14 protein-coding genes are annotated in these 13,066 nt (G+C 69.4%); 13 read left to right on the plus strand and 1 reads right to left on the minus strand.

The features are described from left to right. Positions 1–86: 86 nt before the first annotated feature. The 13 genes from KCH87_RS42945 (at position 87) to KCH87_RS43005 (ending at position 11,535) form a co-directional block, all read left to right on the plus strand. Positions 87–407 (plus strand): SH3 domain-containing protein, encoded by a 321-nt coding sequence (locus tag KCH87_RS42945; RefSeq protein ID WP_210593375.1) that lies wholly within the window; start codon positions 87–89, stop codon positions 405–407. A gap of 43 nt (positions 408–450) precedes the next feature. After that, positions 451–975 carry an EamA/RhaT family transporter gene (locus tag KCH87_RS42950; RefSeq protein ID WP_210593376.1) on the plus strand — a complete coding sequence of 175 codons (525 nt, stop codon included), beginning with the start codon at positions 451–453 and terminating at the stop codon, positions 973–975. 159 nt (positions 976–1,134) lie between these two features. After that, complete coding sequence (locus tag KCH87_RS42955; protein ID WP_210593377.1) at positions 1,135–1,899, plus strand: class I SAM-dependent methyltransferase; 765 nt, start codon at positions 1,135–1,137, stop codon at positions 1,897–1,899. Between the two features lie 302 nt (positions 1,900–2,201). Then, a complete protein-coding gene (locus tag KCH87_RS42960) occupies positions 2,202–3,002 on the plus strand; it encodes an ABC transporter ATP-binding protein (RefSeq protein ID WP_210593378.1) in 801 nt (266 codons plus the stop codon). Further along, positions 2,999–3,784, plus strand: coding sequence for an ABC transporter permease (locus KCH87_RS42965; protein WP_210593379.1), 786 nt, complete (start codon positions 2,999–3,001; stop codon positions 3,782–3,784). Before KCH87_RS42960 ends, KCH87_RS42965 begins: the two co-directional genes overlap by 4 nt. Before the next feature lie 278 nt (positions 3,785–4,062). After that, entirely contained in the window at positions 4,063–4,875 is an 813-nt protein-coding gene (proC, locus tag KCH87_RS42970; RefSeq protein ID WP_210593380.1) for a pyrroline-5-carboxylate reductase, read from the plus strand. A 184-nt stretch (positions 4,876–5,059) separates the two neighbouring features. Then, positions 5,060–6,154 (plus strand): Gfo/Idh/MocA family protein, encoded by a 1,095-nt coding sequence (locus KCH87_RS42975; protein ID WP_210593381.1) that lies wholly within the window; start codon positions 5,060–5,062, stop codon positions 6,152–6,154. Then, a complete protein-coding gene (locus tag KCH87_RS42980) occupies positions 6,151–7,089 on the plus strand; it encodes a PmoA family protein (RefSeq protein WP_308299053.1) in 939 nt (312 codons plus the stop codon). Before KCH87_RS42975 ends, KCH87_RS42980 begins: the two co-directional genes overlap by 4 nt. Next, on the plus strand, positions 7,083–7,808 hold the full coding sequence (locus tag KCH87_RS42985) for a cupin (protein WP_210593383.1): 726 nt from the start codon (positions 7,083–7,085) through the stop codon (positions 7,806–7,808). Before KCH87_RS42980 ends, KCH87_RS42985 begins: the two co-directional genes overlap by 7 nt. A gap of 55 nt (positions 7,809–7,863) precedes the next feature. Continuing rightward, positions 7,864–9,147: an ABC transporter substrate-binding protein gene (locus KCH87_RS42990; RefSeq protein WP_210593384.1), complete on the plus strand. Its 1,284-nt coding sequence runs from the start codon at positions 7,864–7,866 to the stop codon at positions 9,145–9,147. Continuing rightward, entirely contained in the window at positions 9,144–10,082 is a 939-nt protein-coding gene (locus tag KCH87_RS42995) for a carbohydrate ABC transporter permease (RefSeq protein ID WP_210593385.1), read from the plus strand. Before KCH87_RS42990 ends, KCH87_RS42995 begins: the two co-directional genes overlap by 4 nt. After that, positions 10,079–10,942, plus strand: a complete 864-nt coding sequence (locus KCH87_RS43000) for a carbohydrate ABC transporter permease (protein ID WP_210593386.1) — start codon at positions 10,079–10,081, stop codon at positions 10,940–10,942. The genes KCH87_RS42995 and KCH87_RS43000 overlap by 4 nt, the downstream gene beginning before the upstream one ends. After that, positions 10,939–11,535: a hypothetical protein gene (locus tag KCH87_RS43005; protein WP_210593387.1), complete on the plus strand. Its 597-nt coding sequence runs from the start codon at positions 10,939–10,941 to the stop codon at positions 11,533–11,535. Before KCH87_RS43000 ends, KCH87_RS43005 begins: the two co-directional genes overlap by 4 nt. An 18-nt stretch (positions 11,536–11,553) precedes the next feature. Here KCH87_RS43005 and trpS read toward each other — a convergent pair whose 3' ends face one another. Then, the gene (gene trpS, locus KCH87_RS43010) at positions 11,554–12,552 is read right to left on the minus strand and encodes a tryptophan--tRNA ligase (RefSeq protein ID WP_210593388.1); all 999 of its coding nucleotides are present in this window, start codon (positions 12,550–12,552) and stop codon (positions 11,554–11,556) included. Between the last annotated feature and the right edge of the window lie 514 nt (positions 12,553–13,066).

Consider the following 13,066-nt stretch of genomic DNA (forward strand, 5'->3'; position numbering starts at 1 on the left):
TGGCGTGATTTAGGGGAATCAACGGGACCCCATGGCAGTCATGGGGCTGAAACCGGGGGGTTTCATGTTCAACGGGGGAGAATCACATGTCTGTTGACCGCACCGAGGCCATAGAAGGCGGCGAGGAAGAGGCCGTCACGGCAATGGCGACCGCGGCCGTGCGCTACTACCCGGTCGCACCGGGGGTCCGTCTCAACGTCCGCAGGGGCCCCGGCACCAACTACGCCATCGTCCGCGTCCTGCCCGTGGGTGCACGCGTCCCGATCTACTGCCAGACGCCGGGCACGACGGTCACCGGTCCCTACGGCACCAGCAGGATCTGGGACAACATCGCCGACGGCGAGTATGTCTCGGACACGTATGTGAACACAGGCAGCGACGGTTACGTCGCCGACCGCTGCGCCTGACACCCCGAGGAGCCCGCGGGAGCGTCGACGCCATAATCGACCTGTGAGCGACGATTCCGGCACCCCGGCCACCCCCGCGGGCTCCAACGGCACCCCCGACACCCCGGGCCCCCGCCCCGAGCCCATCCGCTTCTTCGGCACGACCTGGGTGAACCACGACAGCGGCTACGCAGCCCGCCGCCTCGCAGCCGCCGTAGGCTCCCTCGCGGCAGCGGCCGTCTCCTGCCTCGTCCTCCGCTTCGCCTACGAAGGCCTCCAGATCGCCGACACCGGCAGCTTCGTCACGCTCCTGGTCGTCGTCATGTTCGCCGTCTGTAGCGCACTCGCCTTCCGGCACACCTGGGACACCTTCGCCAAGCGCCCCGACCCCGACCGCCAGGCCTCCCTCCGCGGCCTCCTGGCCATCGGCTTCATCGGCTCCCTCCTCGCCTACTTCTTCCGCTCCCTCATCGAGGCTCCCGGCGAGAAACTCCACCGCCAGGAGTACGAGACGGCCCGCGAGGAGCACGAGAAGCGGGCGACGCGGCGGTCGGGGAACCCGTCCAAGAAGAAGCGGCGGCGTAGCTAGCCTCGGGCCTACTGGCTGCCTACTGCCCCGGCCCGTGGACCAGCGGCCAGGGCACCCACCCCGACAAGCCCCGGTCCCCGTGCACCTCAAGCCCCGGCCCCCCACCCCTCTTACCGGAATCTCACCGCTGCCGCCCCCACCCCCGTCCACCATGTCCGTATGACGGCTTCCTCCCACTCCACCCGAGCCCTCTCCTTCAACGCAGCCGCAGCCCAGTACGCAGCCAACCGCCCCTCCTACCCACCCGCCCTCTTCGACGCGATCGACGAACTCGCCGGACGCCCCCTCACCGGCGCCCGCGTCGCAGACATCGGCGCCGGAACCGGTATTGCCACGGCCCTCCTGCACGCCCGCGGCGCGGACATCGTCGCCGTCGAACCCGGCGACGGCATGGCGGCACAGTTCCACCGCACCAACCCCGGCATCCCTCTCGTCCGAGGCACCGGAAACGCCCTCCCCCTGGCCACCGCCTCCGTCGACTTCCTGACGTACGCCCAGGCATGGCACTGGACCGACCCGGACCACTCGGTCCCGGAGGCGCTTCGCGTCCTGCGCCCGGGAGGTGCACTCGCCCTGTGGTGGAACACGTACGCCCTGGACGTCCCCTGGATCGCCGCCCAGTCGCAGCGCATCCAGCACGCCCTCGGCACCGACCCCGTCGTCGAGACGAACGGTGCCGGCAGCCGCGCCGCCGACCCCTCCGGCCGCCTCGACTTCGCCCGCCGCGGGGTCCGTTGGAGCCGCCGTATCCCCGTCGACAGGCACCTGGCCAACATCGGCAGTCACTCGATCTTCCTGGTCCAGAGCGACGAGACCCGCACCGCCTTCCTCACCGAGGAGAAGAAGCACCTCCTGACCCTCTTCCCACACGGCACCGTCGAGGAGACCTACGAGGTGGACCTCCTGGTCGCCGTCCACACCTGACCGCACCACGCGCGGTCCAGCCGCCCTACGACAGCCCGGCTCACCCGGCATGCGCCCGCCCCCGTTCCCTCCGGCCCTGGGCAATTCCCGGGCCCCGTCCGGCCCGGCGCCCGGCCACCCCGCTCCCTCCGGCCTTGACGTGCCCCGGCCCTTCCCTGGCGGTGACGCCCCCGGGGCCCTCTCCGCCTCGTTCGGCCCTGACGCCCCCGCCCCCGGCCCCAACCACCCCCCTCTCGCCTCACCGCGCGTCCAGCCCCCTTCCCACCTTGACGCCCACCCCCGACAAGAGCATTATTCACCGCATGATGAATTACACGCCGGACCCACCCGACCCGACGGAGTCGACCACCATCCGAGCCGCCGGCCTCACCGTCGTCCGCGGCCCCCGCACGGTCCTGCGCGGCCTCGACTTCACGGTCCCGCCCGGCCAGATCACCGGCCTGCTGGGCCCGTCGGGATGCGGCAAGTCGACCCTTATGCGCGCGATCGTCGGCACCCAGGCCAAGGCCACGGGCACCCTGGAGGTCCTGGGCCGCCCGGCCGGTCACCCCACGCTCCGCTCCCGTATCGGCTACGTCACCCAGGCCCCGTCGGTCTACGACGACCTCACCGTCCGCCAGAACCTGGCCTACTTCGCGGCGATCCTGAACCCGGGCCGCGCGGCCGCCGACCACCGCCGCGCCGACGTCACCCGGGCCATCGCCGACGTCGACCTGACCAGCCACGCCGAGGCTCTGGCCGGCAACCTCTCCGGCGGTCAGCGCAGCCGTGTCTCCCTTGCCGTGGCCCTCCTGGGCACCCCCGAACTCCTGGTCCTGGACGAACCGACGGTAGGCCTGGACCCGGTGCTCCGCCGCGACCTCTGGAACCTCTTCCACTCCATCGCGGCGACCCGCGGAGCGACGCTCCTCATCTCCTCCCACGTCATGGACGAGGCCGAGCGTTGCCACCGCCTGCTGCTCATGCGCGAGGGCGAGATCCTCGCCGACGACACCCCGGACGCCCTCCGTACCCGTACCGGATCCGAGACGGTCGAGGCGGCCTTCCTGCACCTGGTGGACGAGGCGATCGCGGCCGCCCGTACGAAGGAGACGACGCGATGAGTACGACGATGACGACCGCCCCGACCAGCGCCCCGACCAGCCCTCTGAACGTCGCCCGCACCACCGCCACCGCGGCCCGCGTCCTCGGCCAGCTCCGCCACGACCCGCGCACGATCGCGCTGATGGTCCTGGTCCCGTGCGTGATGCTGTTCCTGCTGCGCTATGTCTTCGACGGCAGCCCGCGCACGTTCGACAACATCGGGGCGTCACTCCTCGGGATCTTCCCGCTGATCACGATGTTCCTGGTCACGTCGATCGCCACGCTCCGCGAACGCACCTCGGGCACCCTGGAACGCCTCCTCGCCATGCCCCTCGGCAAGGGCGACCTGATCGCGGGCTACGCCCTCGCCTTCGGCGCGCTGGCCATCATCCAGTCGGCCCTGGCGACGGGCCTGGCGGTCTGGTTCCTGGGCCTGGACGTCACAGGCTCGCCCTGGCTCCTGCTCCTGGTGGCGCTGCTCGACGCGCTCCTCGGCACAGCCCTCGGCCTCTTCGTCTCGGCCTTCGCGGCCTCCGAATTCCAGGCGGTCCAGTTCATGCCGGCAGTGATCTTCCCCCAGCTCCTCCTCTGCGGCCTCTTCACCCCCCGCTCCAACATGCACCCCGCCCTGGAGGCCATCTCCGACGTCCTCCCCATGTCCTACGCCGTCGACGGCATGAACGAGGTCCTCAACCACACCGACATGACAGCCGCCTTCGTCCGAGACGCCCTCATCGTGGCCGGCTGCGCCCTACTGGTCCTGACCTTGGGCGCCGCAACCCTCCGCCGCCGAACGCCCTGACAGGCCGGTTCTCTAAGCGCCGGTCCGCACAATTCAGCCCGTCCGGCGTTTGAGGACAAGGCCCTTCAGGCCGACGGGGGTCCCGGGGGCGGAGCCCCTTGGCGGGGTCGAAGGGGCGGAGCCCCTTCAGGACGGGACGGGTAGGGGCGGCGGGGGCGAGAACAACCCATGCCCACCCAGCGCAGCCAACGTCCCGCCCACCGGACAAACACCCCCCACCCCCACCCCCAGTGCGAGGATGACCCCGGACGACAAACCCCCCGGAGGGCACCCCAGCCATGACCCAGAAAGTCGCAGTCCTCGGCACCGGCAAAATCGGCGAAGCCCTGCTCAGCGGAATGATCCGAGCCGGCTGGACCCCGGCCGACCTCCTGGTCACCGCCCGCCGCCGGGAACGAGCCGAAGAACTCCGCACCCGCTACGGAGTCACCCCGGTCACCAACGCGGAAGCGGCCAAGACCGCCGACACCCTGATCCTCACGGTCAAGCCGCAGGACATGGGCACCCTCCTCGACGAACTCGCCCCCCACGTCCCCACCGACCGCCTGGTCGTCAGCGGCGCGGCAGGCATCCCCACCTCCTTCTTCGAGGACCGCCTGGCCGCAGGCACCCCGGTCGTCCGCGTCATGACGAACACCCCGGCCCTGGTCGACGAGGCCATGTCCGTCATCTCCGCCGGCACCCACGCCAGCGAGGCCGACCTCGCCCACACCGAGGAGATCTTCGGCGCCGTCGGCAAGACGCTCCGCGTCCCCGAGTCCCAGCAGGACGCCTGCACGGCCCTCTCCGGTTCGGGACCGGCGTACTTCTTCTACCTGGTCGAGGCCATGACGGACGCCGGCATCCTCCTCGGCCTGCCCCGCGACAAGGCCCACGACCTGATCGTCCAGTCCGCGATCGGCGCCGCGACGATGCTCCGCGACAGCGGCGAACACCCGGTCAAGCTCCGCGAGAACGTCACGTCACCCGCCGGCACGACCATCAACGCCATCCGCGAACTCGAGAGCCACGGCGTACGAGCCGCCCTCATCGCGGCCCTGGAAGCCGCCCGCGACCGCAGCCGCGAACTGGCGTCCGGCAACAACAACTGACGCATATCCACACAAGGTGACGTGCCGGCCCCGGCACGTCACCTTTTTCTTGCGCCCGTACCTCGCGCATGTTGGAACTTGTTGACCGTTGTGAGGTGCACGGATCTTGTCCCACTCTCGGGCGCCTGCTTAGTGTCGACTCCAACAGAAAGCGCTTTCCCCTCGCCTTCCTGAGGTGCCCCACATGCAATCCCGCTCCACCTCCCCCCTCCGCGCCGCAGTCGTCGGCACGGGAGCCATCGTCAGCGGCAGCCATCTCCCCGCTCTGCGGGCCCACGCCGACCGCATCGAACTCGTAGCCGCCGTAGACGTGGACGCCGCCCGTCTCACCGAATTCCAGAAGCTGGCCGGCGACGGTGTCACCGGATACCAGGACCTGACCGCGATGCTGGAGGCCGAGCGCCCCGACGTGGTCCTCATCGGCACCCCGCCCGCCCTCCACCAGCAGCAGACCCTCGCCGCCCTCAAGTCCGGCGCCTGGGCCCTGTGCGAGAAGCCGCTCACCCTCTCCCTCGCCGAGTACGACGAGCTCGCCGCCGCCGAGGAAGCCACCGGCGCCTACGCCTCCGTCGTCTTCCAGCACCGCTACGGCTCCGGCGCCGTCCACGCCCGCGACCTCATCCGAAACGGCACCCTCGGCACCCCCCGCGTCGCCCACTGCCAGACCACCTGGCACCGCGACGCCGCCTACTTCGCCGTACCGTGGCGCGGCCGCTGGGCCTCCGAGGGCGGTGGCCCCACCATGGGCCACGGCATCCACCAGTACGACCTCCTCCTGCACCTCCTCGGCGACTGGACCGAGATCCGCGCGATGGCCGCCCGCCTCGTCCACGACACCGAGAGCGAGGACGTCTCCACCGCCCTCGTCCGCTTCGACAACGGCGCCCTCGCCACCGTCGTCAACAGCGTCCTGTCACCCGACGAGGTCAGCCGCATCCGCATCGACTGCGACCGCGCAACCGTCGAACTCACCCACCTCTACGGTCACTCCAACACCGACTGGACCTACACCCCCGCTCCTGGCGCCACCTCCATTCCACCACCCGCCACTGACATTCCCAGTTCCCATACCGCCCAGCTCGGCGCGCTCCTCGACGCCCACGACCAGGGCGTACGCCCCCCGGGCAGTGGCCCCGAAGCCCGCCGCACCCTCGAATTCGCCGCCGCCCTCTACAAGTCGGCCTTCACCGGCGAGACCGTCCGGGCCGGCGAGATCGCGCCCGGCGACCCGTACTACTCCGCGATGCACGGCAACCACCCGGAATGGAGCCCCAAGTGACCTCCCCCCACATCCAGGTGACGCACGTCCACGGCGAGCGCATCAAGGTCGCGTCCGGCGACGTCCCGTTGATGGAGTACGTCTACAAGCCCGACCCCGATCCGTACGAAGCCCGCAAGCCGTACATCCACCCCCTGCGCACTCTCGCCGGGCACCCGGTCTCCGGCTACCGCCCCAGCGACCACCGCTGGCACAAGGGCGTCCAGATGACCGCCAGCCACCTCTCCGGCCAGAACTTCTGGGGCGGCCACTCCTACATCCACGGCGAGGGCTACCTCCCGCTGCACGACCGCATCGGCTCCATGCGCCACGACGGCTTCGACACCCTCGACGTCTCCGACGACCGCCTCTCCTTCACCGAGCGCCTCACCTGGATCGAGAACCAGGGCGCCGAATGGGCCCGCGAGACCCGCACGGTCACCCTCCACGGCGTCGACGAGGACTCCGGCTCCTGGGCCCTCGACTGGTCCATCCAGCTGACCAACACCCGAGCGGACGGCGAGCCCCTCACCTTCGGCTCCCCGACCACCGCCGGACGCGAGCAGGCCGGCTACACCGGACTGCACTGGCGCGGCCCCCGCGACTTCACCGGCGGACGCGCCTTCGGCCCCGACGGCCCGGACGACCGCGACGCCTCCGACGACCTGATGGGCACGCAGTCCCCCTGGATCGCCTTCACCGCCGAACACGACGACATCGACGGCCACTCCACCCTCGTCTTCGCCCACGCCCCGGAGAACGAGGACGCCCGCCACGCCTCCCACTGGTTCGTCCGCTCCGAACCGATCCCGACCGTCTCCTTCTCCTGGGCGTTCCACGAGGAGTTCGCCCTCCCGCCGGGGGAGTCCTTCTCGTACCGCTACCGGATCCTCGTCGCCGACGGCGCCTGGGACACCGCCCGCGTGGCCGCCCGACTGAAGGAACTGGCATGGTGACCACCCCTCTTCTCCCCGGCGGTATCGCGCTCTCCCACCTCTCTCCCTACGACTGGCAGGCCGCCGACGGCGTCTGCGGCGGCAGCCCCCACCTCCACCTCGTCTGCACCGAGGCCTACGTGGTCACCGGCGGCACCGGCAGCGTGCAGACCCTCAGCCCCGACGGCTACCGCGAACTCCCGCTCCAGGCAGGCACGGTCGCCTGGTTCACCCCGGGCACCGTCCACCGCATGGTGCAGGGCGAGGACCTCCGCATCACCGTCCTGATGCAGAACAGCGGCCTGCCCGAGGCCGGCGACGCCGTCTTCACCTTCCCCTCCGATTACCTGGACGACCCCGAGCGCTACGCCGCCGCGGCCACCCTCCCGGCCCTCGACAGCCCGGACATCGAGGCTGCCGCCCGCAAACGCCGAGACCTCGCCGTCGAGGGCTACCTCACCCTGCGCGAGTCCCTTCGCGCGGGCGATCCCGCCCCGTACCGCGCCTTCCAGGAAGCCGCCGCCCGCCTGGTCGCCCCCAAGGCCGCCGTCTGGCGCGGCATCTGGGAGCGCGGAGCGCTCGCCGCCGCCCAGCAGACCGAAGCCCAGCTGGACGCCCTCGCCTCCGGCACGCCGGCCGAGTACCTGGCCACCGCCACCGCCGTGAGCACCGAACCCCTCCGCCTCGGCGGATACGGCATGTGCGGCCGCCGCGACGAATACCAACTCCCCAGCGGCTGACCGCCCCCGGGCCCGGAACCCTCCCCGCCCCTACGAGAAGAGACGTGACGTCCCCATGCCCGGAAACAGGACAACGAGGTCCTGGGCCCTAGCCCTCACGCTCGCACTCAGTGCCCTCGGCACCGGTTGCAGCACCGGCTCGGACCAGGCGACCGGCGACAAGATCATGCTGCGCTACACCTGGTGGGGCAACCCCGACCGGGCCGAACGCACCGACAAGGCCATCGACCTCTTCGAAAAGCAACACCCCGACATCGAGGTCCAGACCTCGTTCGCCGGATACGAGCCGTACAAGCAGAAGCTCGCCACCCAGGCCGCCGGCGGGGACGCCCCCGACGTGATGCAGCTCGACTACCGGATGATCGACCAGTACGCCTCAGGAGGTGTACTCCTCGACCTCGACAAGCAGCGATCCGTCCTGAAAACAGGGGAGTTCGACGCGGGGCTGCTCGCCACCGGCAAGGTGGACGGAAAGCTGTACGCCATCCCGCAGGGCCGGGGCTCCGAGACCATGGTGTACGACACCAAGCAGTGGAAGGCCGCCGGAGTCGAACTGCCCAAGGCGGGCTGGACCTGGACCCAATGGGCCGACGCCATGCGCGAACTGGCCGAGAAGACCGGCAAGCCCGGCGGCACCGACCCCGGGCAGAGCGAGGACGCCTTCGAGGTCTGGCTGCGCGGCCAGGGCAAGGCCCTGTACACAAAGGACAACCAACTCGGCTTCACCGCCGATGACCTCACGCGCTGGTGGACCTTCACCGACAAGTTGCGGCGCGAAGGTGCCGTCTCCTCAGCCGAGCAGACGACCCAGCTCGACGGGTCGGTCGAGAACACTCCGCTGGGCCGTGGCACGGCCTTCTCCGAGATGAACTGGGACGCCCCGGCGAGCGGCTACCTCGTCCTCGTCCCGGGCGGGGTCTCGCTCGCCCCCATGCCGTCGAACGAGGACGGCACGCCCGGCCAGTACTTCAAGCCCTCCATGTTCATGGGCATCGCCGCCGACACGGGCCACCCCAAGGAATCCGCCCAGCTCGTCGACTTCATGCTCAACGACAGCGAGGCGGCGAAGATCCTCGGCGCGAGCCGCGGCATCCCGGTCAACGAGTCCATCCGAGACGAGGTCGCCGCTGACCTCAAGGACTTCGACAAGACCATCTACGAGTACCAGGCCCCCTTCGAAGGCAAGCTCAACGCCCCGCCCCAGGCGCCCCCTTCGGGAGACAGCGCCCTTCAGACCACCTTCCAGCGCGACTACGACCAGGTGTCGTACGAGCGGCTGTCGCCCCGCGAGGCGGCCGAGAACTACATCACCGAGGCGAAGGCGGAGCTGAGGTCATGACCACCACGCAAATACCAACAGCTGTACGTACGCGCGACGCTGACGCGCCCAGCAAGCCTCCGCGACGCCGACGCGAGGGCGCCGCCTGGGTGTTCCTCTCGCCCTGGGTGCTCGGTGCCTGCGTGCTGACACTCCTCCCGATGGCCGTCTCGCTCTACCTCTCCTTCACCGACTACGACTTGTTCAACCCGCCCAAGTGGGTGGGCCTGCGCAACTACACACAGATGTTCACCGAGGACCCGCGCTACTGGCGTTCGGTGGTCGCGACCCTGACGTACGTGGTCATCGCCGTCCCGCTGCAACTGGGCCTGGCCCTCGTCGTGGCCCTCGCCCTGAAGAACATGAGGCGCGGCAAGGGCTTCTACCGCTCCGCCTTCTACGCGCCCTCCCTGCTCGGCACCTCGATGTCCATCGCCCTCGTGTGGCGGGCCATCTTCAACGACGGCGGTACGGTCGACAACCTCCTCGGCACCGGCGGCTGGGTGAACAAGCCCGGCTGGGCGCTGTTCGCCGTCGCCCTGCTGACGGTGTGGCAGTTCGGCGCACCCATGGTCATCTTCCTCGCCGGGCTCCAGCAGATCCCCACGGAGCTGTACGAGGCGGCATCGGTGGACGGGGCGAGCCGATGGCGGCAGTTCCTCTCCATCACCGTGCCCATGCTGTCCCCGGTGCTCTTCTTCAACCTGGTGCTCCAGACCATCCAGGCCTTCCAGGTCTTCACCCCCGCGTTCGCGGTGAGCGCGGGCAAGGGCGGCCCCGCCGACTCGACACTCTTCTACACGCTCTACCTCTACGACCGGGGCTTCGTCGCCTCCCACATGGGCTACGCCTCCGCGATGGCCTGGGTACTGCTCCTCGTCATTGGCGCCGTCACCGCCCTACTGTTCCGCACCTCGCGCTCCTGGGTCTTCTACGCGTCCGAGGGGGACCGATGACCACCTCAACTGTCGCCGTACGCAAGCCGGTTGCCTGGCGTCGCATCGCCCTGCACCTCGGCTGTCTGGCCGCGCTGCTCGTGATGCTGTACCCGCTGGCATGGCTGCTCGCGACCTCCCTCAAGCCCGCCAACGAGGTGATCGCCAGCCTCGACCTGCTGCCCAGCAGCCTGGAGTGGTCCAACTACACGACAGCCCTCGACGGCGTGAACGACGTCTCCGTGTGGCAGCTGCTCGGCAACTCCCTGTTCGTCGCGGGCGGCGCGGTCGTCGGCAACGTACTCAGCTGCTCACTGGCCGCGTACGCCTTCGCCCGGCTGCGCTTCCGCTTCCGCGGCCCGCTCTTCGCCTTCATGATCGCGACGATCATGCTGCCGCACCACGCCGTGCTGATCCCGCAGTACATCATCTTCAACCAACTCGGCATGGTGAACACCTACTGGCCGCTGATCCTCCCCAAGTTCCTTGCCACGGAGGCGTTCTTCGTCTTCCTCATCGTGCAGTTCATGCGGGGGCTGCCGCGCGAGCTGGAGGAGGCGGCGCGGATAGACGGCTGCGGCCCTTTCAGGAGCTTCTTCCTGGTGATCCTTCCGCTCACCCGTCCGGCACTCATCACCACGGCGATCTTCACCTTCATCTGGACCTGGAACGACTTCTTCACCCAGCTGATCTATCTCTTCTCGCCGGAGAAGTTCACGCTCACGCTGGCGCTCAGGTCGTTCGTGGACGCCTCCAGCCAGTCCTCCTTCGGCCCGATGTTCGCGATGTCGGTGATCGCCCTCCTCCCGATCGTCCTGTTCTTCCTCGCCTTCCAGCGCTTCCTCGTCGAGGGCATGGCCCACTCGGGAGTCAAGGGATGAGCGCCACACCCCACCGCGAACCGGGCGAACTCTTCGGCCCGCGCACCACCCTGTTCGCCGACGTCCTCAGCATCGGCCTCGCCACCACCGTCTCCTCCCTCCCTCTGATCACCGCGCCGGCAGCCCTCTCCACGGCCTGTGCGGTGCTCAGAGGCGTGGCGAACGACGAACCGGCCACCGCCGGCCGCTACTTCGCCCTCCTGCGCCGACGCCTGCGCCCCGGCGACCTGCTGGCAGGCGTCCTGGCCATGGCGGGCACCCTTCTGGTGGCAGCGGACCTCGCCCTGGCAGGCGCAGGCCTGCCAGGAGCGCCGCTCTTCGCGACCGCGGCGACGACAGTCACGGCCATCGCGCTGACGGTCGCCCTGCGCGCCTGCGCCCGCCCCGAATCCGTATCCGACTGGCCCACAGCACTCCGTGCGGCCGCCACCGACACGGTCCGCGACCCCGCCGGCAGCGCCCTCATCCTGCTGGCGGTGGCCACGGCAGCGCTCTGCGCCTGGATGATGCTCCCGCTCGCCTTCTTGGTCCCGGGCCCCCTCGCGCTGGCCCTCGCCGGGGTGGCAAGGCGAAGGGAGACAGCCGGGACCTAGGAGAGCACTCCAGCTATCTCAGGCAGGCGGCAGCAGCCCGATCGCGCGATAAGCGGCATCCACGGTCGGCCGCGCCATCGCCCGTGCCTTCTCAGCTCCATCCCGCAGCACCCCCTCCACATGTCCAGGATCCGCGCACAACTCCTTGTGTCTCTCCTGTACGGGCTTGAGGAGTTCCACCACGGCCTCTGCGGTGTCCTTCTTCAAGGCGCCATACGTCTCATATACACCGCTCAAGCCCTCCGGGTTCCCATCCGTACAGGCCGCAAGGATCTCCAGCAGATTCGCGACGCCGGGTTGCCCCGCCCGGTCGTACACGACCTCCTGCCCGCTGTCGGTCACGGCCTGCATGACCTTCTTCCGCACCACGTCAGGCTCATCCAGCAGATAGACGATCCCCGGCCCGACGTCGTCGCTCTTCCCCATCTTCGACGTCGGATCCTTCAGGTTCATCACCCGCGCACCCACCTTCGGACGCGTCGCCCGAGGCACCACGAACGTATGCCCGTACCGCTGGTTGAACCGCACGGCCAGATCCCGCGTCAGCTCCACATGCTGAACCTGGTCATCCCCCACAGGCACCTCATCGGTCCCGTACGCCAGGATGTCCGCCGCCATCAGCACGGGATACGTCAGCAGCGACAGCCGCACACTCCCGCCCCGCCCCCGCTCACGCGCTGCCTTCTCCTTGTACTGGATCATCCGCCGCATCTCACCGTCGGTGGCCACGCACTCCAGCAGATACGACAGCCGCGCATGCTCATCCACATGGCTCTGCACGAACACGGTGCACTGCGCCGGATCCAGCCCCGACGCCAGCAGCAGCGTCGCCGCCTGTCGACTGAGCCGCCGCACCCGCGCCGGATCGTGGTCCACGGTCAGCGCATGCAGGTCGACGATGCAGAACAGCGCGTCAGCCTGATGCTGGTCGACCGCGGCCCACTGCCGCATGGCTCCCAGATAGTTCCCCAGCGTCAGATGCCCGGTCGGCTTGACCCCGCTGAAGACCCGCGTCATCTCTCCACCTCCTGGTCGAGACCGCCGCACCCGGCCGGCCGACCCTCCCGGAGGGAGATACAAGAACGGCCGCCAAGGCGGCGGCCGTTGATTGCATACGTGAGCACGGCCGCCGTCAGGCGGCCCACCACAGCTGGGTACACGTACGCGTCGTCACGCAGCCAGGCTACGCCCCCACAGGCCGGTCCGGACCGAAGTTGACACGCCCCGACCCGGTACGTACTGTTCTCCGAGTTGTCCGACGTGAGCGCCGACTCCGGTCGGTCCCCGGACAGCCATTCCGTAGGTACCAGCCACTACTCGACGAGCAGTGATCATTCTGCCGTCGCGTCATTGGTATGCGTATTTACGAAATGAGGAATCCGCGCTCGAAAGACCGCAGCCCCCGATTAGCTCGGGAGCCAGGAATCCGCTAAAGTCTCACTCGTCGGAACGGCCCAACGGCCGGGAAGGCAAACCCCGCTGACTGGGGGTCAGGCCGAGAAAAAGGATCTGATAGAGTCGGAAACGCAAG

The organism is Streptomyces sp. GESEQ-35 (assembly GCF_017948485.1).
In the GTDB taxonomy this organism is placed as follows: Bacteria; Actinomycetota; Actinomycetes; order Streptomycetales; family Streptomycetaceae; genus Streptomyces.